This window comes from Bacteroides graminisolvens (assembly GCF_963666085.1).
Taxonomy (GTDB): domain Bacteria; phylum Bacteroidota; class Bacteroidia; order Bacteroidales; family Bacteroidaceae; genus Bacteroides; species Bacteroides graminisolvens.
The window spans coordinates 56,266-79,600 of sequence record NZ_OY762556.1 but is presented as its reverse complement, the minus strand read 5'-3'; the positions used below and the strand labels follow the sequence as shown (position 1 = coordinate 79,600).

Here is a 23,335-nt window from a genome sequence, read left to right as displayed (position 1 = left end):
CCCAACTAAATGATATATTATGAAACGTATTGTAGTATTCAGCTTTTTGATTGTTAGTTTTTGTTCTTTGACCGCTCGGGCTGCGGAGAGATTTGTGTCATTTAATACTGTGAATGACGGCTTTCTTCTTTGTCCATCGAATGGGACAATCACTTACGATGACAATGATTGGGAAGGCGTTAAAATTGCTATCCGCAATCTCCAAAATGATCTCAAGGCAGTTACCGGTTCAGACAAGGCCAACATCGTTATTGGTACCGTTGGTAAGAGTAAGCATTTGAAATCTTACAGCAAAATAAATAAGACGTTGAAAGGCAAGTGGGAACAGTACATCATCACGACCGACGGTGATAAACTTATTATTGCCGGTTCCGATAAGCGTGGCACCATCTATGGTATCTATGAACTCTCCCGCCAGATTGGGGTGAGCCCATGGTACTGGATGGCCGATGCTCCCATTGCTAAACATGATCGTATATACGTTAGTCGAGGCGAATACACTGACGGCGAACCGGCAGTGAAATATCGCGGGATATTTATCAATGATGAATGGCCCTCTTTTGGAACATGGTGCAACACACATTTCGGTGGCATTAACTCAAAAGCATACAGCAAGATTTTTGAATTGCTTTTGCGCTTGAAGGCAAACTATTTCTGGCCAGCCATGTGGGACAGCCGTTTCAATGAAGACGATCCGCTTTCTCCTAAGGTGGCCGACGAGATGGGTATTGTGATGGGAACCAGTCACCACGAACCCATGATGCGTGCCCATAAGGAGTACGTCACTCGCAAAGATTCTGTTGGCCCATGGGATTATGCAATGAACCCTAATCGTCTGGATAAGTTTTTTACGGAAGGCATTGAACGCAATAAACCATACGAAAACATCATCACTATGGGTATGCGAGGTGATGGCGATGTGGCAATGGGAGCAGGCAATGATGCCGACAATATGAAAACACTGAAGAAAGTGATTGCCAGTCAGCGTAATATCATAAACAAAGTCTATGGAAAACCGGCAAGTAGTGTGCCGCAGCTTTGGGCCATCTTTACTGAAGTTCAGCGTTATTACGATGCCGGATTCACTGTACCTGATGATGTGACACTACTTCTTTGCGACAACAACTGGGGATACATCCGCCGCATCGGTCGTGACTTCGAACGTAAACGCAAGGGAGGTCTTGGACTCTACTATCACATTGATATGAATGGTGGCCCCTGGAATGACCGTTGGGTAAATACAACCACTGTCCCAAAGCTTCGCCAGCAGTTAAATCTGGCTTATAAGACAGGACTCGACCGCATCTGGATTATCAATGTTGGTGATCTCAAACCCAAGGAAATGCCTATTGACTTCATCATGAAGTATGCATGGAATCCGGATGCCATTCAACCGGGTGATGAGAAAGCCTATCAGGAAGAATTTGCAGAGAGCATCTTTGGAAAGGAGTATGCGAGTGAGGTTGCTGATATTATAAGTAAATACAGCAAATACAATCTTTGGAGAAAGGCAGAAGTACAATATCCGGGCATATTCAATATGGAAGAAATGATGCGAACCAACAATTTGTGGCAGTCGCTTGTGCTCAGATGTGATGCGTTGAAGGATAAAATCCCGGCAGAAGCACAAGATGCTTTCTATCAATTGGTATATTATCCAGCCGTTGCCAGTGCCGGTGTGGCAATGATATACAATTGCGCCACGCTGGGCGATTCGGCTACCATTGAACTGCTGATGCAGAAAGATAAACGTCTTGCCGACTATTATAACAATGAATTGGCTGGTGGTAAGTGGAAAGGCATGATACTTGATAATCATATTGGCTATACTCAATGGGCTATTCCGGACAAGAACCGCAACCCGATGACTTTGGGATTTAAGGTTGAGCACAGTCTTTATCCCAAGGAAGATACCAAGGAATACTCTATCTCTGCATACCAATACACCAACAAAACAGATGGTCAAGACGCCAAATGGATATTCCTTCCCGATCTGGGCCGAGGTGATGGTTGTATGGGTATAGATAATGTGTTGGCAAAGAGTGATGAAACAGGCAAAGGTGCAACTTTGGAATACGAGGTAGACCTGAGTACCGGACAGGTTGCCATTGGTATTCTCCCCACACAAGATATTTACCCCGCTCGTGGTCTTCGGATAGGCTTACAGCTTGATGATCAACCCATGCAGATACTTGATGCTCGACGTGGATTGGTAGATACGTTCTCTGAATATACCAAACAGAATCTTGCCGTGTCGAAGGTGCTTAAACCACTTCCTTCACGCAGCCAACTCTCGCTTAGCGGATTTGTGAATGGTCGTCAGTTGCCTCGTCGTGACGAAGTGTTTGACAATATTCGTTGGCTTGATGTTTCATTTTCAACCCAACCGGGTAAGCACACTTTGAAGATCATAATGATTGACCCCGAAATTGTTGTAGAACAAATCGTCGTTAATCCGGATAATAACAGTTACAGCTATTTTGGTAATTGGTGATTGCCGTCATAGTGTGTGTGTAGAAAAAATGTTCTTTAAAAGATAATAACTTTCTAGTTCTACAAAAATTAGATCAATACTATTCATCTCATTTACTTTGCCTTCTGTGAATCAAATAAAAGTGGGACCACAAAGATTTATCAAAGTCTGTCTCCCTTCTAATAGCTATGCCCCTTTTCCTTGAAATATAACTTTTGATTTGTTTTTTGATGATGTAATTTTATGCATCTCACCAAGATTATCATTAAATGATAGATAAATTAATGAACCTGTATCAAGAATCTTATCATTTGAAACATTTGTTATATTCGTGAAAGACTGTTTGCACTACTTTTGCCGATGTCAAAACCCACTTTGGGGTTGAAGAACAGATTCTTTATTAACTTTAAACTACGTAAGCATGTTGAAAAACATTAGTCTCAGACTTTGCACATTAATTGTGCTTCTCTTAACGGGCACTACCTTGTTTGCCCAGCGAATCCAAGTGAAAGGTAAAGTCGTTGAAAAATTGACCGGTGAATCAATCATCGGTGCTTCTGTGTTAGAACTGGGCTCCAATAGTAACGGGGCTATAACTGATCTTGATGGAAATTTTAATCTCTCTGTAGCTTCTGGAGCTACTTTATCTGTATCCTACGTTGGTTATCAGACTGTGACATTGAGAGCTAAGCCAACACTTCGTATTGAGTTGACAGAAGACTCACGAATGCTGAATGAAGTAGTGGTTACTGGCTATATGTCTGAAAAAAAAGCTAGTCTAACGGGTTCCGTTGCTGTAGTTAAAATGAAAGATGTAGCCGATATCCCGACCGGTAATGTATTATCAAGTTTACAAGGTCGAGTTGCAGGCATGAACATTACGGTAGATGGCACCCCGGGTAGTGGAAACACTTCTACATTAATTCGTGGAAAGTCCTCTTTTCGCAGTGATGCGAATTCTCCTCTTTACGTGATTGATGGAGTAATGACTCGTGAAAATATATCTTCTATTCTTTCATCGAATGACGTTGAGTCTATACAGGTCTTAAAAGATGCAGCCTCTGCTTCTATCTATGGTGCACAAGCTGCTAATGGTGTCATAATCATTACTACTAAACGTGCGAAGAGTGGTGAAACTCGTGTGGATTTTGATATGTCACTTACGATGCAGACTTATCAATGTGGTTTTGATATGTTGAATGCTGACGAGTGGGGGCAAGTTTACTGGCAAGCTTACAAATATGCAAATAATGGCGCTACACCAAGTAGCGAAATTTATGGTAATGGCTCAACTCCTCAGCTTCAGGATTATATTGGGTTGAATAATGTGAAAGTTCATGCTGCAGATACTGACTGGAGAGATGTAATTTATCGTACTGCTTTGATGCAAAATTATGGTGCTACACTTTCAAAAGGGTCTGATAACGGTTCTTTTTCATTAGCATTGAACTATCTTGATCACGATGGTCTTGTAAAGAATACAAATTTTCAACGTATCAATACTCGCATCAGTTCAAATTATAATTTTTTTAATAACCAGTTGCGTATAGGTGAGAATGTAGCTATTAATCGGTGGACACAAACTCTTAGCCCGAGTGGCGTGGATGAAAATGCCATTAAGCAGCACCCAGCCAAAACCGTTTATGACGAAAATGGCGGTTATAATGATGCGATTAATGATGTTTTAGGCGATGCTCCAAATATGGCTCGTTTGCTTGAAAATGAAAAACAAAACAAACACAATTATTGGCGTATCTTTGGAAATGCATTCCTTGAAATAGAACCGATAAAGAACTTGGTGCTGCGTACCAATTTTGGAATGAATTACTATGATGAAACTAATAAAACATTTGAGCCTGCATGGGCGCGTGATGCAGTAAACAAGTTGACTCAATCTACTAACAAGAGAATTGATTGGGTGTGGACGAATACGGCTACATATACTAAATCTTTTGGTAAAAATAACTTAACTGCTCTGGTTGCTACTGAAGCCAAAAAGAATCATTCGGAATCAATGTTTGGCTATGGAACAGGTTTGGCAGTAGAAAATGAAGATTATATTTATCTTGATGGAGTAACTGCTGGTAAGAATGTGGGTGCTAGCGCATCAAATTATGGCATGGTCTCTTATTTCGGTAAAGCTAATTATGATTATGAAGGACGTTATCTGGCATCTGTTACGCTACGTCGCGATGCTTCTTCTCGTTTAGCTAAAGGTAATAATGCTGATTATTTTCCTTCTGTTTCTGCGGGATGGCGTATCACGAGCGAAAAGTTTATGGAATCTACCAAAACATGGTTAACCGATTTGAAGCTTCGTGCATCTTGGGGTATTAATGGCAATGATATTATTGATAATGAGGCTCCATATACCAAATATCTTATCAGCCTGAAAAATGCAAGTTATAACATTAACGGTGACGGCACAACGCTTGCTCCGGGCGGATATAAGGTAAGATCTACTAATCCTGATTTGAAATGGGAAAGTACAAGACAAATCAATGTAGGTGTAGATGCCACTCTTTTGAATGATCGTTTGGCTGTATCACTTGATTATTTTGATAAGAAGACAAGTGATATGCTGGTAGAAAAACCATATATCGCAGTAATTGGTGAGGGAGGATATTGCTGGTACAATGGTGGTACAATGAGTAATAAAGGTTTGGAAATGTCTTTAAGTTGGAGAGATAAAGTTAAAGACTTTCAATATAATGTAGATGTCAATTTCTCTTATTATAAGAATGAAGTTACTGATCTGACTGAAGATATTTATTATACTTATGGAGGAGGTAACGGTGTTGATAAAACGTTGGTAGGAGAGTCATTTGGCTCTTGGATGGGGTTCAAAACAGATGGCGTATTTCGCACTCAAGAGGAAGTGAACGAATACAAGTCTAAATATGATGTTCAATTTGGAGCTCCAGGTGTGGGACGTATAAAGTATGTAGATGCTAACGGTGATGGTGACATTAATACCAATGATCGCGTATGGTTGGGATCTGATAATCCAAAAGTGATTGGCGGTCTTACACTCGGCGCATCTTGGAAAGGATTTGATCTTAATATGTTTTTTAATGGTATGATTCGTGATGCTTACAATAATTCTAAATATTATACGGATTTGTTTCAATGCTGGAGCGGTAATCACTCCACTCGTCTACTTGATGCCATGCACGCTTATGAAAACTTTGAAAAAACCGGCTTATACAATAGCGACGTACCTGCTTTGACCACTCTAAATAGCAATAATGAGCATGAAGTTTCAGAGTTTTATATTGAAGATGGTTCTTATATCAAACTGAAAAGTCTGACGTTAGGTTATTCACTACCAAAATCACTTCTTAATCAAATGAAGTTACATCATGCCCGGATTTACTTCCAAGCTCAGAATTTGTTTACGATTACCGGTTATAAAGGGGCTGATCCCGAAGGTTTGGGTTATCCTTATCCTTTGCCTCGTACATTTTCTTTAGGATTATCATTTGGTTTTTAAACTCATTAAAAGAATATAACTATGAAATTTAAATATATATATATGCTTGGCGCTTTGGCGTTGATGACTGTAAGCTGCGATGAAGATAGCTTTTTGGATCTGGTACCTCAAGGTAGCTTGAATGAAAATATTATGACTTCAACCGAAGGGGCCGATCTTCTTGTTAATGCTGCATATGCCGCTCTTGGAGGCCCTGAAGGACAAAGCTGGAGTGTGTGGTGCCATCCTACTTCTAACTGGACATATGGAGAAGTACGTTCAGATAACGCTTATAAAGGAGGCGGAGGAGTCGGTGATCTTAACGAAGTTCATCGGATGGAAATCTTTGATATGGATGCCACTAATGGTTTTCTTGATAGTAAGTGGTATCACTTATATTGTAGCGTACAGCGTTGTAACTCTGCTTTACGTGTGTTAAATGCTGCTACAGATGAACAAGTAAGTGGTCGTATATCTCGCATTGCTGAAATGAAGGTTCTTCGTGCTCACTATTATTTTGAATTGAGTCGCCTTTTCAATAAAATACCTTATTTTGATGAGAATGTTGATATTTCTCAATATCCAGAAATTTCTAATAATGAATTTACACGTGATGAAATATTGGATAAATTGGCTCAAGAAATGCTTGATGCAGCAGAACAGCTTCCTACATCTCAACCAGAAGTGGGACGTATTCACAAATACATCGCTTTAGCTTATGCTGCCAAAATCAAATTATACCAAGCATATGAACAAGATGAAACTACGCATGCAGTGGTGAATATTAACAAAACATTACTTCGTGAAGTAGCAACTCTTTGTGATCAGGTGATGGCCAGTAATCGTTATGAGTTACTTGATGATTTCCAAAAATTAGATCTTGTTGCTTATGAAAATGGCAAAGAATCTGTATTTGCCATTCAATATTCTATGAATGATGGTACTGAAAGCGCCGGTCGTATTAATTGGAGTAATTTGTTGAACTCACCTGGTGGTGGTAGTCCTTATGGTGGTGATGGCTTTTTCTTGCCTAGTCAAGATTTGATTAATGCATATCAAACAGATGCGAATGGTTTACCCGATTTTAATTATCAAGTAAAAGCAGATTACAGTTGGGCTGTATTATCTAATGGCAATTATACTTTAATAAATACAACTCCTAATGTTGACCCACGACTTGATTTCGTAGTAGGACGTCCGAATATAACTTGGAAGACTTACAAGGAAAAAGCTTGTGAGGGCTGGGTACGTGACAAGGAAACATATGGTTATAATTGTGCAAAACGATTTTGGGTATCTCCGGAAAGTAGTGATATGTTTCAAGGCTGGCCTTGGGGAGCTTCACAATTGAATTGGCAAATAATTCGCTATGCAGATATCCTTCTCTGGAAAGCTGAAGCTTTGATTGAATTAAACGAAGGTACTGATCTTGAGACTGCCCGGACATTAATTAACAATATCCGTAGTCGTGCAAGGAATAGCTCTTACGTAAAAAATTTTAGTGATAATTCTAAATATGCAGCGAATTATTTAATTAATCCTTATCCTACTGAGGTGTGGGACCAAGATTATGCTCGTAAGGCTCTTCGATGGGAATTCCGATTAGAGAAAGCGTTAGAAGGTGAACGTTTCTTTGATTTGGTTCGTTGGGGTATAGCAGATCAAATGATCAATAGCTATATTACGACAGAAAAGGACCATCGTATTTATTACGGAAATGCACAGTTCACCAAAGGTAAAGATGAGTATTATCCAATACCGAACAATCAATACGGCTTCTCTGAAGGGAAATATGTACAGAACCCTGGATACCCTTCGTTTAAGTAATATGTGATATATGAGGAAGGGTGTGCTGACTGATTAAGTTCACCCTTCCTTAAGAACTATTATACTATGAAAAATTATATTTTTTTGCTGTTATTGGCTTGCTTATCTTCTTGTACAAATGAATATTATACAGAGGATATAACCGAAAATAAAGAAGGACATGAATATATTATAACTAAGTATGGTGCTATTGGTGATGGCGAAAATGATTGTTCTACAATAATCAATAAATTGATAGAGGATTTACCTCCATCCGGTGGGGTAATTGTAATTCCGGAGGGTGACTTTGTTCTTGATAGTCCTATTATTGTTAATAAGAGTTTTGTTACAATAAGAGGACTGAATACGGGAATGAGAAGCAATATTGATGTTGTCGATATTCATAAACTATTAGGCCCTGGCGGTGGTAGTAAACTCATATTGCGTAGAGCAAATACGGCTATTTTAATACCGATTATGCCTAATCTCGGAGGTCTTAAGAATAGGATTAGTGGGGTTGAAATAAAAGATTTAATGATTTCTGGCGGCGCTTCTAATAACGGGATTGGAATTGATGTGAAATATGATAATGACAGATGTCGAATATCCAATTTAATTGGAATTAATTTGAATTATGGCATTCGGGTGAAGTCAGCCGATGCAATGATGATTCAGGATAGCTGGATATGTGAAGTGCAAAACTCAATAGAAATGACTGATGGCATTCAGAATATGATTTCCAATTGTCAACTAGGTGCCCAACCGTCAGGAATTACATGCAAATTGGTGAATCAAACAAACTTCCTTTTTACAAATAATCATATTTATCCTGATGGTTCCAAAAATCTGGTTTTAGATAACTGTGAAAAGATAAATGTTACTAATAATAATTTTAAAAGTTATTATGTTGGGATGTTAGATATTAATGGGAATCATAATCTTGTAAATGGAAATATATTTTGGCTGGCTGACATTTTCAAAAACCAACTCATGGGTTATAATGAGGATTATGGAGTAATACGTGTTGCCGGGAATTTTAATATGTTGAGTTCAAATATTGTTGTTTGTAATTGGAATAATTTATCTATTGATCCTGTAACAGTCTACTCATTAGCAGGTAAGGGAAACTCCTTCGCTAATTTGTTGATTGAAAATCAGAATAGTACTAGAGTGTTTCTCGTCAACGAATCTGCTAAAATTTATAATTGTGTGCCTGTTGATAAGATAAAGATAGAAAGAGATGAGAATGTAAATTTGGAATAACTATCTTATTTATAAATATAGAAAAATGTATGGTATGAAATATTTGTTTTGTTTTCTCACCATTTGTTTCTTGTTTCCGATAAAAGCCCTTATAGCCCAAGAAAAATGGTCTTTTGATAATACAAATCCGCTATTATCAGATGACGGTAACTTTTCTTTGAATTTGCATACTGTAAAGGAATCACATGAGTTTGTAGATGGTATTGTTGGAAAAGCTGTTCGAACTGACGGGTATTCAACTTATCTTGAAACGATTATAAATCAGCCAGTTTCATCAGTTTCAGGTTGGTTTGCTTTAGAATCTTATCCTACAGATACTGCGACATTTATAGGAGTGCAAGATGTTTTAGGTAATTCAATTACTGTAAGTACAGATCGCTTTGGTGATTTATCTATTGGAATTGGAAAAGACTCTTCTTTTGTATATTACTCATTAGATACTAAGATTAAACCATTTAAATGGTTGCATTTACTGCTTGATTTAAATGGTAAAGCCATTTATTTGAATGGCAAGAAGTTAATTAGTAACTATTGGCAGGAGCTTTTATTAGGTAATGAGATACAGATTCAAGTAGGCCGTGATTTTCGCGAAAAAAAACTTTGGATGTATAATGTTACGTCTATAAATGGGTTGATTGATGAAATAGAAATTGCAGATAAGCCTGTGGATGTGGGTTTATTGCAGGAAAGTATTGTGAAGCATATTGAGAAATGTCCTGTTCTGGCTATTCCTGAAATACGTTTTGCTAAAGATTTCAATCGTCCCCGTTATCATTTATTGCCATCTGCTAATTGGACGAATGAAACTCATGGGCTATTTTATTATAAAGGGAAATATCATATTTTTAATCAGAAAAATGCCTCCGCAATATTTTTGGGACAAATCAACTGGGGACATTTTACTAGTTCTAATTTACTTTATTGGACGGAGGAAAAACCTGCTTTGACTCCCGACAATGCATATGATAAGAATGGCATATGGTCCGGTCATGCAGTAATCAATGATGATGATATTCCTCAACTAATATATACAGCTGGTGGAGATAAATTGGGAGTTGCGCTTGCTTTTCCAAAAGACAGTTCTCTCATCGAATGGAGAAAATATGAAGGTAACCCTGTTATTGCCCAAAAACCGACTCAATATACCCGTACAGATATGCGTGATCAGTATGTTTGGAAAGAAGCTGGAACTTGGTACATGATTATTGGTTTCGGTATTGAGAAAATAAATGCGTCTCATGGGGCTTTGTTACTTTACAAATCGGCAGATCTGAAAAAATGGGACTTTGTACATTTGTTGTTTGAGGGAAATCCAGAGGTTGATCACTCTGGTGTTTTTTGGGAAATGCCGGTTTTTAAAAAAATGGGTAATAAATACGTGCTTTTAGTGAATAGAGTTCCTCATAATGGTGTACCTGCACGTTGTCAATATTGGATAGGTGATTTTAAGAATGAAAAGTTTATTCCTGATAACTTAATCCCTCAAAATTTGGAAGTAATCAACCGTCTGTTGTCTCCCTCTGTAGTAGAAACTCCAGAAGGAGATGTAGCTGCAATTGCCATAATACCTGATGAAATAGGAGGAGAAGCGACTTATGAACAAGGCTGGGCTCATCTTTACAGCATCCCCAGAAGGTGGCAATTGAAGAATGGAAAATTATGTCAGAATCCTCATCCCGTAATGAAACATTTGCGTGAAAAATATATGCTTTATCCTAAAAGAAAATTAACATCAACAAAACCCTATGTTGTAAGCAGAGACAGTCATCAAGTTGAAGTCAAGATGACTTTTTATCCAGGTGATGCAAAACGTTTCGGATTTACATTATGTAAGAATCCTGATAATAGTGAATTTAGCATGATTTATTACGATGTGGAAAAGCAAGAGCTTGTTTTAGATCAGACGCATTCTTCTCAGCGTGCTCATATTCCTCTTGAAATTCGCAAAGATCATTATCAGATGAATAAAGCTAATCCGGTAGAGATTCATTTATTTATTGATGGTTCTGTGGTGGAGGGGTTTATCAATAATGAAGACACTTTTACTACAAGAATCTTTCCACTAAAGAAAAATAGTACTCAATTAGAGCTGTTTTCAGATGGAAATACGACTGAGGCTACTGCCGAAGTTTGGAACTTAAAGGATGCAAAAGTACATATGAATTTTTAATAAAAACATACGGAATGAAAAACTACAAAATATTAGGTCTGCTTTTGTTATGGGGCTTAACATTGTCTGTCAAAGCACAATTGCGTTCAGATAGTTTATATAAAGAATATTACCGCCCTCAGTTTCATTTCAGTCCTGAGAAAGGTTGGATAGGAGACCCTTCGGGTTTTATATATTATCAGGGTAAATATCATATGTTTTGGTGGGGTAAGGTGGAATCTAAAGATTTAGTGCATTATAAACAAATAACTCCCTATGCGATGACCGGACAAGATCATAATATCAGCTACTTCACCGGTTCTGTTGTTATTGATAAGAATAACACGGCAGGTTTTGGAAAAGAAGCTTATGTCGCAGCCTATACGATTTTCGAGAAAGACTCCAAAAAACAGGCACAGGGCATATCTTTTAGCCATGATGGGGAAATATTTCATTATTATGAAGGTAATCCGATTTTGGATATATGGAGTACAGAGTTCAGAGATCCTACGGTATTTTGGTACGAGCCTACTCAGAGATGGGTGATGGTGGTAGCTAAGGCTTTAGAAAAGAAAATAAAGTTTTATACTTCTCCTGATTTAAAAGAATGGACTTGGATGAGTGATTTTGGCCCTGCCGGTGATAATGAAAAATCTTGGGAATGCCCAGATTTGTTTCAATTGCCAGTTGACGGAAGCTCCAAGGAAAAGAAATGGGTAATGGTGGTGTCTGTAAACTGGGCGCGAGAACAATATTTTATAGGAGATTTTGACGGCGTTTCTTTTAAACTGATAGAAAATCATCCTAAGGAACCTTTGTATGTGGACAAAGGATTAGACTTTTATGCATCCCGTACTTTTCAGGACTTTGATGAAACTTTAGAATCTAAAATCTCAATGGGATGGGTTGCGACTTGGGACTATGCACAGTTAGTTCCATCAAAATATGGGAAGGGATTCTGGTCTATTCCTCGTAGTTTGAGATTGAAAACATATTCAGAAGGCATTCGGTTAACTCAGACGCCCATAGAACAATTGCAAACACTTCGTTATAATAAAGTTTCCATGAAACGTACTATTCCAGTAGGAACACGGTTATTATCTGAGTTTGTGCCCCGAGAGAATGTTTATGAGCTTGAAACTTCATTTTCTACTGATATATCCAATACCTTTGGCTTTAATTTATGTGTAGGTGAAGGGCGTAAAGTGGTTGTTAGCTATGATACGGATTCGTATAATCTGGTGATTGACCGTACTCATTGTGCTGATGTTGCAATACCCAAATTTGATCGTATGACGTATGCCAATGTAAAACCGGTTGACAATAAAATTCGCTTGCGTATTTTTGTAGATAAATCAAGCATTGAAATTTTTGCTAATGATGGGAGAGACGTATTTACGTTGTTAACCTATCCGGGTGAGGCTCAAACCGGAATTGAACTTTTCGCACAAAAGGAAGGGACAAAAATGGAGTTGAACGCTTGGATGCTGAAATCTGTATGGAGATGATAGAAACCTGTTTGCATTATTTGTTTTGATAGTGAATGTAACATTTCTAATATGATTTGAAACAAAAAAGATAGTCACTACTTATTCAAGAGAGTATATTTGCATCACAGAAAAACATAATTAATTTAATACCTATTAAGACATGGATTATTTAAAAGATTTTTGGCATACAGTTGGAAGAACGTTTGCTGTATTTATATTAGGGACTGCCGCGGCTGTGTTTTCGTGTCAGGCAACTAATCCTCCTTTTGTTATTAAGCATTTAGGCGAGGGGCAAAGTATAGTACAAATAGAGAGTCCAAAGAAATTTCTGCTACTTCCTGTTGAGGAGTCTTCTCCAGAGGCTAAACTTTATATGATTGCGGACAATGATGTGGTTCGCAGCATGAATGTTCGCTTGGCAATAAGAAAGATTGATTATTTTATTCCAGTGGACCTTTCCGGGTTTGATAATAAATCACTTTCATTTAACTTTCAGCTTATATCTGATACGGCTATTTGTTGGAATGAGATGAAACTTTCTAATGAGTTTGATACAGTTAATCGTGAAATATTCCGTCCGGTCTATCATTTTACACCTCAGTATGGCTGGATGAATGACCCCAATGGAATGGTATATAAAGATGGAGTATACCATTTGTTTTATCAATACAATCCTTATGGTTCCATGTGGGGAAATATGCATTGGGGACATGCAACAAGTACTGATCTTATCGCTTGGGAACATCAACCGGTGGCCATAGCGCCAGATGCATTGGGAACCATATTTAGTGGATCTTGTGTCGTTGACAAAGAAAATACTGCGGGGTTTGGTGCAGGGGCCATCGTTGCTTTTTATACTTCAGCTAGCGATCGCCAAGTGCAGAGCATGGCGTACAGTCTGGATAACGGAAAAACATTTAAAAAATATGCCCGTAATCCTATACTAACTTCTACACAACGCGATTTCCGTGATCCAAAAGTTTTTTGGCACGATGCTACTAAAAGATGGGTTGTGATACTTGCTGTAGGACAGGAAATGCAGTTCTATTCTTCACCTAATTTGAAAGAATGGACCTATGAAAGTAGCTTTGGTAAAGGGCAAGGGGCTCATGGTGGCGTTTGGGAGTGTCCTGACTTGTTAGAATTACCTATTGAAGGTACTGAACTAATGAAGTGGGTACTTGTTTGCAATATTAATCCGGGCGGACCATTTGGTGGCTCTGCCACTCAATATTTTGTGGGCACATTTGATGGGAAGAAGTTTGTAAATGAATCACCTGAGATTACGAAGTGGATGGATTGGGGGAAAGATCATTACGCAACTGTTACTTGGAGTAATGCTCCTGAAGGCCGCACCATAGCATTGGCGTGGATGAGCAATTGGCAATATGCCAATGATGTACCTACACAACAGTATCGCAGTGCTAACTCAGTGCCGCGGGACCTTTCCCTTTATACATCAAGGGGGGAAACTTATATAAAAGTAACTCCTTCTCCTGAACTTTTAAAGTTGAGAGATAAAAGTAGCATGAAATACGCTTTTAAAGTTGATCGCAATCATAATCTGGACAAACTTATTGATGATAATACCGGAAGTTATGAGATTGACTTAACAATTAAAAATAAAAACGCAGAAGTAATAGGTTTCCAACTCTTTAACTCAAGAGGTGAAGAGGTTGAGATGTATTATAACTTGATTGAGAAGAAATTCTACATGGATCGTACTAAGAGTGGAATGATATCATTTAGTAAAGAATTCCCATCTGTAACAATTGCTCCTGTAAAAGGGCAGGATATATTAAAGATTCGTCTGTTTATTGATAAATCTAGTATTGAAGCTTTTGGTGATAACGGGGCTTTTGCAATGTCCAATCTTGTATTTCCCTCAGAACCTTACAATCGCATCAGCTTCTATGCTAAAGGGGGAAGCTACAATGTTACTGAATTGACTGTATATCGATTAGGATTAAAAAAATAGAATTTATTTAGTATGGAAAGTGTAAAACCTTCTTTGCAGACTAAGCTGCTGCCTATCATGCTTTGCTTTTTTGTTATGGGTTTTGTTGATTTAGTAGGTATTGCTTCTAATTATGTAAAAGCAGATCTTAACCTAACAGATTCGCAAGCCAATATATTTCCTTCACTCGTGTTTTTCTGGTTTCTTATTTTTTCTGTACCTACAGGAATACTAATGAACCGCATAGGACGAAAAAAGACAGTATTACTTAGCCTTGTTGTGACATTTTTTTCTTTATTGTTACCTATTTTGGGAGATAGCTTTGTAATCATGCTAATTTCTTTTTCATTATTAGGTATTGGAAATACATTGATGCAAACATCTCTTAATCCTTTACTTTCAAATATAGTAAATACAGGGAAGTTGGCAAGCTATTTGACCTTTGGTCAGTTTGTAAAAGCTATTGCTTCTTTTTTAGCACCATATATTGCCATGTGGGGAGTTGCGCAAACCATACCTTCTTTCGGAATGGAGTGGCGAGTGTTGTTTTTCATATATATGTCAATAGCTGCGCTTGCTATTGTTTGGTTAAATATGACATCCATTCAAGAGGAAAGAGAAGAAGGACGCCCATCTACCTTTAAGGAATGCTTTTCTTTATTACGTAGACCCTTTATCTTGCTTTGTTTTCTTGGTATTATGTGTCATGTTGGTATTGATGTCGGGACTAACACAACTGCTCCCAAAATTCTCATGGAGCGTTTGAGTATGACATTAGCAGATGCTGGCTTTGCGACAAGCCTTTATTTTATCTTTCGTACAGCAGGGTGTTTTTTGGGCGCTTTCATTTTACAGAGGGTATCGGCAAAGATTTTTTTTGCTATCAGTGTTATATGTATGTTAGTAGCTATGGTAGGCCTGTTTATTTTTAATGAGAAAATGATGATATATGCTTGTATTGCTCTTATTGGATTTGGGAATTCAAATATTTTCCCTGTCATATTTTCAAAAGCTTTATTGTCTATGCCTCAAAAGAAAAATGAAATATCTGGTCTTATGATAATGGGCTTGTTTGGTGGAACCATTTTCCCTATAGCAATGGGTATGGCAAGTGATGCTGTTGGCCAAAGTGGAGCGGTTGCCGTGATGACCGTTGGTGTAATATATTTATTTTTTTATATGCTAAAAATCAAACATTGAGTAAAAGAACAAACGGTTTAAATTATATACATAGAATAAATAATAAATTAATATGAATCAAGTTATAGTTGGAATGGGAGAGGCGCTTTGGGATGTTCTTCCAGAGGGGAAAAAGATAGGAGGTGCTCCAGCAAATTTTGCATATCATGTTTCACAGTTTGGGTTTGACAGTCGCATTGTTAGTGCAGTGGGTGAGGATACAGATGGAACAGAAATAATGGATGTGTTTCAAAAGAAAGCTTTAAAGACTATGATTGCGTGTGTTCCTTATCCTACAGGGACAGTGCAAGTTACTCTTGATGCAGTAGGTGTACCTTGTTATGATATTAAAGAAGCTGTAGCATGGGATAACATTCCTTTCACAGATGAATTGAAATCTTTAGCTTTAAATACACGTGCAGTATGTTTCGGTTCTTTGGCACAACGCAGTCAAGTGAGTCGTGATACTATCAAGCGTTTTCTTGATGCGATGCCTGATTTAGACGGTAATTTGAAGATCTTTGATGTCAATCTCAGGCAAGGGTTCTATACTAAAGAAATTCTCTGTGATTCCATGAGCCGTTGCAATGTTCTAAAGATAAACGATGAGGAATTGGTTGCAATAAGTCGTATTTTTGATTATCCTGGTATTGACTTACAAGATAAGTGTTGGATTCTTCTTGCAAAATATAATTTAAAGATGCTTATACTAACATGTGGAACCAACGGCAGCTATGTGTTTACGCCCGGAGTTGTTTCTTTTCAAGAAACGCCAAGAGTAGCTGTTGCCGATACGGTTGGAGCCGGAGATTCGTTTACAGCAGCCTTCACATCTGCGGTACTTGCTGGAAAACCGGTACAGGAAGCTCATAAATTGGCTGTAGAGGTGTCTGCATTTGTGTGCACTCAAAGTGGAGCAATGCCTGAACTTCCGGAAGTTTTGAAAAATAGATTGAAATAAGTATTGATTTGAGTCGTCGTATGATCTCCTCTATCTCTAATGCCATATTTTAGAGAGAGGGGAGTTCTCTTTATTTGTTTCGCACTTAAATGTTCTGTTATTATTTCACTTTTTCTATTACCTTTGTTTCTTTCGATCATTAACTAACAGAGCGTCATGAAGCCACATAAACTTTCGATTTTATTATTTTTGTTCATTCTTGGAGCTATTGTGAATTCTTGTTCACAGCGGAAAGCTCATTTTTATATTGGGGTTTCTCAGTGTAGCGATGATGAGTGGCGGCATCAGATGAATAATGAGATGTTGCGTGAAGCTCTTTTTTATGATGGTGTTGAAGTGGAAATACGTACTTCTAAAGATGATAATATCAAACAAAAAAATGATATTCGTTATTTCATAGATAATAAAGTGGATTTGCTTATTGTCGCTCCTAACGAAGCTGCTCCAATAACCCCAGTCGTTGAAGAAGCATACAACAAAGGGATTCCTGTAATTGTGGTCGATCGTAGGATACTATCGGATAAATATACTGCTTATGTAGGAGCGGATAATTATGAGATAGGTAAATCTGTTGGTAAATATGTGGCCAATATGCTTAATGGTAAAGGTACCGTGATTGAAATTAGTGGCTTGGCAGGGTCTTCACCTGCAATTGACCGCCATCAAGGTTTTATAAATGCAATATCTTCATATAAAGATATTCAGTTGCTGGCAAAAGAAGATGGTGCATGGCTACAGTCGCAAGCAGAAGAGAAAATGAATAAATTGCTGGATGACTATCCACAAATAGATGTTGTTTATGCACAAAACGATCGCATGGCTGCCGGAGCTTATGCTGCTGCTCTTAATAAGCATAGAGAAAATAACATTCGTTTTATTGGAATTGATGCTCTTCCCGGTGAAGGCTATGGCTTAGAGCATGTACTTTCCGGAAAATTGAATGCTACTTTTATTTACCCCACAGGAGGTGATGTTGTTATGCAAACAGCTATGGATATCCTTAATAAACGTGATTTCCTACGTGAAAATATTCTAAATACTTCTGTTGTTGATTCTGATAATGCTCTAATAATGAAAATGCAAACAGTTCATATTAGAACTTTAGATGATAAGATTGAAACTTTAAAGGGGAAAATTAATCAATATCTACTTCGTTACGCTACTCAACAGAGTATTTTGATAGGGAGTTTATTGGCTTTGTCATTAATGATTGCTTTGCTAATAACAGTTTATTTATCTCTGCGTGCCAAAAATAAGCTAAATTGTGAACTTTCTTTGCAAAAAAAGAAATTGGAGGAACAGAAAATTCAATTGATACAACAGACGGAACTGCTTGAACAACAAAAGATGCAAATGGAGCAGCTTGCTCGAGAATTAGAGACTGCAACACATGCAAAGCTTGTTTTCTTTACAAATATCTCGCATGACTTTCGTACACCGTTAACATTACTAGCTGATCCTATTGAACAGCTATTGGCTGATAAATCGGTAACTGAACGTTCTCGACAGCTATTAGAACTGATGAAGAAAAACACGCATATTCTTCTACGTTTAGTAAACCAAGTTCTTGATTTTCGGAAAGTAGAGAATGGAAGAATGGAACTTCATTCTGAGCCTTTTGATTTGCTTTCAGGCTTTCAAGAATGGAATGATTCTTTTCGTGTTGCATTACTGAAGAAACACATCTCTTTTACATTTGATTATTCTTCTGATGTTGATTATAGAACGATTGCTGATATCGAAAAGATGGAACGTATCTATTTTAATTTATTTTCAAATGCAATTAAATATACACCTGAAAATGGTAAGATAGTGATCAGTTTGGAATCTGATTCTCAAAATTATTGTTTGAAGATATTTAATTCGGGGAGCTATATTGCACCGGTAGATGTTGAGGCTGTTTTTGAACGGTTTTATCAAGTTGATGCTCATCAAGCAGGTACGGGTATTGGATTAGCTTTGGTCCGCGCTTTTGTTGAAATGCACCGAGGTAATATTGTGGCGCATAGTGATAGTAAAGGAACCATGTTTGTAGTCACTTTACCTAAACAAGATATATCGGAGTCTTCTCTTGTGGAAAATTCTAAATGTGTGGATGTTGAGGATATTAGTACTACATTGATTGAATCCGAGATTATTAACGAAGAGGAAATGATTGAAGAAGATTCTCCTACTGTTCTTATCATTGATGATAATTCTGATATTCGTACTTATGTAAAATCATTGCTGTCGGTAGAATATCGAGTGCTAGAGGCTTCCGATGGAATAAAAGGGATTAAACTTGCTATGAAATATATTCCCGATATCATAATTTCTGATGTTATGATGCCTGGTTTAGATGGAGTAGAATGCTGTCGTCGTTTGAAGAGTGAATTACAAACTTCTCATATTCCGGTTATTTTACTTACAGCATGCTCTTTGGATGAACAACGCATTCAAGGGTATGATGGTGGGGCCGATTCTTATATTTCTAAACCTTTCAACTCACAATTATTACTGTCGCGTTTACGTAATTTAATTGCTAATCGTCGACAATTAAAACAATTTTTTGAAGATAATCAGGCTATTGAAAAAGAATCAATTAGCGATCTAGATAAAGACTTTATTTCTCGCTTTAAGATGCTTGTTGAAGAAAGAATGAAAGATCCGAATTTAAATGTTGAGAACATGGGCCGTGAAATGGGCATGAGCCGTGTACAACTCTATCGTAAATTAAAATCGTTGACAAATTATTCTCCAAATGAATTATTGCGTCAGATGAGACTAAAGAAGTCTAGCTTTCTATTAGCTGCATCTGAGATGACTGTCTCTGAGATTGCCTATGAAGTTGGGTTTACATCACCGTCTTATTTCACAAAATGTTATAAAGAATTATTTGGAGAAAGTCCTACAGATTTTCTGAAAAGAAAAGGTGGATGATTATTTATATCCAGGTATCTTTAAAGGCTAGTAAATTCTTGTTCCAAAATAAATCATTGATTATTAATTCAAGTAAAGCGGTAAAACAATTTCTGACCTATCGCTTTACTATTTATTTACTTTTACGATACTGGCTCGGTGTTAGCCCCGTATGCTTTTTAAAAAATTTGCAGAAGAAAGCAGAATTGGGGAAATAAAGAGCATCGGAAATGTTTTCCACACTCATGTCACTGTGCGAGAGGGTAGCCTTAATTTCGGCAATGAGGTATTCGTTGATCCACGACATCATGGTTTGTCCGCTTACTTGCTTAATGAGCGAGTTGAGATAGTTGGGTGTCATTGCCAGCTGGTCAGCATAAAATGCAATCTTGTGTTCCTTAGTTCCGTGCGTATTCAACAATGATATGAACTCACGGAATATCAGAGTATTCCGCGAAACTGTTTCCTGCGATTGCTTTTCTTTTTTTCCAAAGCTTTCCTGTCCAATCTGAAGAGCATAGCGGAGGAGCGAACTGCCGAGATCAGAAAGAATTCTCACGTCTAAATTATAGTTTTTGACTTGTTGTTCCATCAAGTCAAAGTAGGACAATACACACTTACGTTGTTCCTCGGTGAGGCGAAACAGCAAGTAATAATCCTGCATTGTAATGTTGCCAAGCAATTCGGGATTAATGGAGAGTGTGCGAAGATTCACGTCGCTACTGGCTTTTGTGTGTGTAATGAGCAATCCAGGGCGTTGAATAATAAGTTGTCCCTTCGTGCGCTCAACATCCAATAAGTTGTAACGCGAAGTATAAGATCCCTCTAATACAAGAATCACTTGCCAGTCATTCGCACGATATGGTTCGTTGTATTTTCGCCAGTCTTCCTGCGCAATATTCTTGGAATCCATCATGAGACCAAGACCTTGCCTCAGCCACACACCCTCTGTTCGTTTTCCAGGCTCGTAGAGTGTGCCTTCCATGCTAATGGTATCTATGAGTTTCATAAAAACTTAGTCCTACGGGTTGATGTACTTTTTCCTTAACAGCTTAGACTATTTATATCTATAGTGCAAATATAGAATATAAAAATATGATACCAATATCAATCGATCATTCTTTCAGGTACAAAAATGGTAAAATAATATATTTATCACTAGAATCGTTGTATTAGATAATTATTCAGTGTCGTTAGATAACATTTCATTGAAAGATATTGCAGTATCTTTGCAGTATCTAAAAATCAAACAAATGAAAATAGGAATAATTGGTACGGGTGCTATCGGTGGCACAATAGCAAGAAAATTGGTAGGTGCAGGTCACCAAGTGAAAGTAGCAAACACTAAAGGTGTGGAAGGTGTAAAAGACTTTGCACGCGAAATTGCTGCTGAGCCGCAGGATATTCGTGGAGTAATAAAGGATGTGGAAATCATCGTGCTTTCCATACCTTTTGCATCAATTGCAGAGCTCCCTAAAGATTTGTTTTGTAGTGTTTCTGACGATGTCGTTATTGTCGATTCCAATAATTATTATCCAGGTAGGAAACACGGTGTGATTCAAGAAATTGAAGATGGTATGGTAGAGAGTCTATGGGTATCGGAGCAAATCGGCAGATCGGTTATCAAAGCCTTCAATATGTTGTTGGCACATACTCTTATCAATGGTGGTAAACCCCAAAATGACAAGAGACGACTCGGCATGTTGGTAGCTGGGGATAATGTTATTAAAAAAGAAAAAGTAATGAGGCTTGTCGAGGATATGGGGTTTGATGCAATAGACAATGGACTGCTAAAAGATTCTTGGAGTCAGCAACCCAATTCACCTGGATATTGCTGCGATTATACGGCAGAAATGCTCAAAGATATACGTTGTAAGTCAACGGCAACAAAAGAAAGTGTTTTCCAAAATCGCAAACGTTTTGATGCGGAGTTTGCATTGTTGGCTAATGATGATTTCAGCCATGAGAATGTTATAAGAATAAACAGGGACTTTAACAAGTAAGCAATACATATATACAAAAATGATGAAAAAGATAATGATAATTGACGGAGGTCCACGCAAGACCTTCAATACAGCAAAGATGATTGAAGCCTTCAAAGCGGGTGTGAAAGAAGCCGATAAAATGGTGCAAGTGAAACACGTAAGGCTCTACGATGTTGACTACCACGGTTGTATGGCGTGCTTGGCTTGTAAGGTAAAGAATAGTAAGTTTACAGAATATTGTGCCCACAAAGACGGTATCAGCGAAGTTTTGAAAGAAGCAGCATTTGCAGACGGCATCGTCTTTGCATCACCTATATATTATAGTGATGTCACCGCCCAACTCCGTGCTTTCATTGAACGACTTACTTTCCCATGGCTCTCTTACAACGATTACACTACTCACGCACCCAAACGTGTGCCTACAGCTATCATCTACACGATGAATGCTACTGAGGAGTATCAACCACAGATGCAGGCGATGTACGAACGCAACGAGGACATTATTGCTCGCTTCCTTTCCAAGCCAGAACGCATTATTGCTCTGAATACCTTACAGGTTAAAAATTACGATCGTTACGATATGGCAGGATTTTCCGTAGGAAAGAAAGATGCTTGGCATAATACTCATTGGAATTCAGATTTGCAAAATGCACATCAGGCTGGAATCCGAATGGTGAAATACTTGCAATAAAATCAGTTAAATATAAAATGTTTCTAATCTACTCAGATATAATAAGAAGAGTGGATGAATACCCGTTTACCTTGCGCCTGACTTTAATTTTCCTAACAGCGTTTTCGGCCCAATAGTGTTAGATAAAACTATATATTTCACTTAACCGTTGTGCTTTTCCCTATACTAGCAACCGCTTCCATCAATATTGCAAGCTGTACCTTCAATGGGACGTGATTGCAATCCGGCTTCTTCAGGAATTAGTGTTACAGAACCGTCCTCAAGAACGAAACAAGGGATACCTGCCGCCCCGGCTTTCTTTGCTTCATCAAAAACCGGATTGTGGTCACGAAGCTTCAAGAAAGCCTTGAGGTCTCTTACGTGCAGCCCGATGTCAATTACCTTATATCTGCTGTCTCCTTTGACCTGCTCCTCCACATAAGTGCAGTCGGGGCAGGTGCTCATTCCATAAATTGTTGTCATAATTCAGTTTAATTATTTGTTTATATTGAGTAACAAATCTCTCGTTTTAAATAAATCATATCTTTGAGTAATACACCATCTTCAATCATTGGATGGTCGTAATTATCGGTAAAAAAGTTTTCAATGCGGTGAGAATACTTGAAACCGCAACTTGTGTAAAATCCAACCGCGCTCGGAACATCACCTGTTCCAACTATCATTCGGGAATATTTTCCTATATAGTGGGTAAGCAGGTATTTGATTAGTCTTTTACCATATCCTTGCCGTTGATACTCAGGGGTAACTGCTATGTTCTTTAGCTCACACACTCCGTCTTCTTCATCAGTTACCACACAGACAGCTTTTACTCCGCCATCATCAAGCACGAACATGTCTCCGCGCTCCAGATATCGGTCTATCATAGACTCTTGCTCGTCAGCAAGCAATAACAAGTCTATATGCTGCTTCTTGTTTTCTGTTAGTTGAATTATATTCATCATCTTTTTTAAACCGCAATTATAATATCTATGGCAAAATTTTAAATAATGACTTTAGCCTCTTGTTCCCACA

15 protein-coding genes are annotated in these 23,335 nt (G+C 37.9%); 12 read left to right on the top strand and 3 right to left on the bottom strand.

Annotation, left to right across the window (positions count from 1 at the left end; all coding sequences use genetic code 11):
• The first annotated feature begins 19 nt into the window (after positions 1-19).
• The 10 genes from ACKPCE_RS00320 (at position 20) to ACKPCE_RS00275 (ending at position 19,669) form a co-directional block, all read left to right on the top strand.
• Positions 20-2,494, top strand: a complete 2,475-nt coding sequence (locus ACKPCE_RS00320) for a glycosyl hydrolase 115 family protein (RefSeq protein ID WP_319503777.1) — start codon at positions 20-22, stop codon at positions 2,492-2,494.
• A 400-nt stretch (positions 2,495-2,894) separates the two neighbouring features.
• The gene (locus ACKPCE_RS00315; RefSeq protein ID WP_319503776.1) at positions 2,895-5,966 is read left to right on the top strand and encodes a SusC/RagA family TonB-linked outer membrane protein; all 3,072 of its coding nucleotides are present in this window, start codon (positions 2,895-2,897) and stop codon (positions 5,964-5,966) included.
• Between the two features lie 21 nt (positions 5,967-5,987).
• Entirely contained in the window at positions 5,988-7,772 is a 1,785-nt protein-coding gene (locus ACKPCE_RS00310) for a RagB/SusD family nutrient uptake outer membrane protein (protein WP_319503775.1), read from the top strand.
• A 66-nt stretch (positions 7,773-7,838) separates the two neighbouring features.
• Positions 7,839-9,014: a glycosyl hydrolase family 28-related protein gene (locus tag ACKPCE_RS00305; protein WP_308764055.1), complete on the top strand. Its 1,176-nt coding sequence runs from the start codon at positions 7,839-7,841 to the stop codon at positions 9,012-9,014.
• A 34-nt stretch (positions 9,015-9,048) separates the two neighbouring features.
• Positions 9,049-11,184, top strand: coding sequence for a glycoside hydrolase family 32 protein (locus tag ACKPCE_RS00300; protein WP_308764054.1), 2,136 nt, complete (start codon positions 9,049-9,051; stop codon positions 11,182-11,184).
• Positions 11,185-11,198: 14 nt separating this feature from the next.
• Positions 11,199-12,671: a glycoside hydrolase family 32 protein gene (locus ACKPCE_RS00295; RefSeq protein WP_319503774.1), complete on the top strand. Its 1,473-nt coding sequence runs from the start codon at positions 11,199-11,201 to the stop codon at positions 12,669-12,671.
• A gap of 142 nt (positions 12,672-12,813) precedes the next feature.
• Positions 12,814-14,631, top strand: coding sequence for a glycoside hydrolase family 32 protein (locus tag ACKPCE_RS00290; RefSeq protein ID WP_319503773.1), 1,818 nt, complete (start codon positions 12,814-12,816; stop codon positions 14,629-14,631).
• Between the two features lie 12 nt (positions 14,632-14,643).
• Positions 14,644-15,810, top strand: coding sequence for an MFS transporter (locus tag ACKPCE_RS00285; protein WP_319503772.1), 1,167 nt, complete (start codon positions 14,644-14,646; stop codon positions 15,808-15,810).
• A gap of 52 nt (positions 15,811-15,862) precedes the next feature.
• Positions 15,863-16,750: a carbohydrate kinase family protein gene (locus ACKPCE_RS00280; protein ID WP_319503771.1), complete on the top strand. Its 888-nt coding sequence runs from the start codon at positions 15,863-15,865 to the stop codon at positions 16,748-16,750.
• A gap of 156 nt (positions 16,751-16,906) precedes the next feature.
• Positions 16,907-19,669, top strand: coding sequence for a substrate-binding domain-containing protein (locus ACKPCE_RS00275; RefSeq protein ID WP_319503770.1), 2,763 nt, complete (start codon positions 16,907-16,909; stop codon positions 19,667-19,669).
• Positions 19,670-19,781: 112 nt separating this feature from the next.
• Here ACKPCE_RS00275 and ACKPCE_RS00270 read toward each other — a convergent pair whose 3' ends face one another.
• Positions 19,782-20,657 carry a helix-turn-helix domain-containing protein gene (locus ACKPCE_RS00270; protein ID WP_319503769.1) on the bottom strand — a complete coding sequence of 292 codons (876 nt, stop codon included), beginning with the start codon at positions 20,655-20,657 and terminating at the stop codon, positions 19,782-19,784.
• A gap of 178 nt (positions 20,658-20,835) precedes the next feature.
• Here ACKPCE_RS00270 and ACKPCE_RS00265 point away from each other — a divergent pair, with 178 nt between their 5' ends.
• Positions 20,836-21,651: an NADPH-dependent F420 reductase gene (locus ACKPCE_RS00265; protein WP_319503768.1), complete on the top strand. Its 816-nt coding sequence runs from the start codon at positions 20,836-20,838 to the stop codon at positions 21,649-21,651.
• 19 nt (positions 21,652-21,670) lie between these two features.
• Complete coding sequence (locus ACKPCE_RS00260) at positions 21,671-22,324, top strand: flavodoxin family protein (protein WP_319503767.1); 654 nt, start codon at positions 21,671-21,673, stop codon at positions 22,322-22,324.
• 165 nt (positions 22,325-22,489) lie between these two features.
• Here the strand turns inward: ACKPCE_RS00260 and ACKPCE_RS00255 are convergent, their stop codons facing one another.
• Positions 22,490-22,786: a glutaredoxin-related protein gene (locus ACKPCE_RS00255; RefSeq protein WP_319503766.1), complete on the bottom strand. Its 297-nt coding sequence runs from the start codon at positions 22,784-22,786 to the stop codon at positions 22,490-22,492.
• Between the two features lie 20 nt (positions 22,787-22,806).
• Entirely contained in the window at positions 22,807-23,262 is a 456-nt protein-coding gene (locus tag ACKPCE_RS00250) for a GNAT family N-acetyltransferase (RefSeq protein ID WP_319505887.1), read from the bottom strand.
• Positions 23,263-23,335 lie beyond the last annotated feature (73 nt).

Bases quoted from the DNA above. Each gene is read 5' to 3' on its own strand.
- ACKPCE_RS00255 (WP_319503766.1), bottom strand. From the start codon at position 22,786: ATGACAACAATTTATGGAATGAGCACCTGCCCCGACTGCACTTATGTG.
- ACKPCE_RS00295 (WP_319503774.1), top strand. From the start codon at position 11,199: ATGAAAAACTACAAAATATTAGGTCTGCTTTTGTTATGGGGCTTAACA.
- ACKPCE_RS00320 (WP_319503777.1), top strand. From the start codon at position 20: ATGAAACGTATTGTAGTATTCAGCTTTTTGATTGTTAGTTTTTGTTCT.
- ACKPCE_RS00275 (WP_319503770.1), top strand. From the start codon at position 16,907: ATGAAGCCACATAAACTTTCGATTTTATTATTTTTGTTCATTCTTGGA.
- ACKPCE_RS00260 (WP_319503767.1), top strand. From the start codon at position 21,671: ATGATGAAAAAGATAATGATAATTGACGGAGGTCCACGCAAGACCTTC.
- ACKPCE_RS00315 (WP_319503776.1), top strand. From the start codon at position 2,895: ATGTTGAAAAACATTAGTCTCAGACTTTGCACATTAATTGTGCTTCTC.
- ACKPCE_RS00250 (WP_319505887.1), bottom strand. From the start codon at position 23,262: ATGAATATAATTCAACTAACAGAAAACAAGAAGCAGCATATAGACTTG.
- ACKPCE_RS00280 (WP_319503771.1), top strand. From the start codon at position 15,863: ATGAATCAAGTTATAGTTGGAATGGGAGAGGCGCTTTGGGATGTTCTT.
- ACKPCE_RS00290 (WP_319503773.1), top strand. From the start codon at position 12,814: ATGGATTATTTAAAAGATTTTTGGCATACAGTTGGAAGAACGTTTGCT.
- ACKPCE_RS00285 (WP_319503772.1), top strand. From the start codon at position 14,644: ATGGAAAGTGTAAAACCTTCTTTGCAGACTAAGCTGCTGCCTATCATG.
- ACKPCE_RS00300 (WP_308764054.1), top strand. From the start codon at position 9,049: ATGAAATATTTGTTTTGTTTTCTCACCATTTGTTTCTTGTTTCCGATA.
- ACKPCE_RS00305 (WP_308764055.1), top strand. From the start codon at position 7,839: ATGAAAAATTATATTTTTTTGCTGTTATTGGCTTGCTTATCTTCTTGT.
- ACKPCE_RS00310 (WP_319503775.1), top strand. From the start codon at position 5,988: ATGAAATTTAAATATATATATATGCTTGGCGCTTTGGCGTTGATGACT.
- ACKPCE_RS00270 (WP_319503769.1), bottom strand. From the start codon at position 20,657: ATGAAACTCATAGATACCATTAGCATGGAAGGCACACTCTACGAGCCT.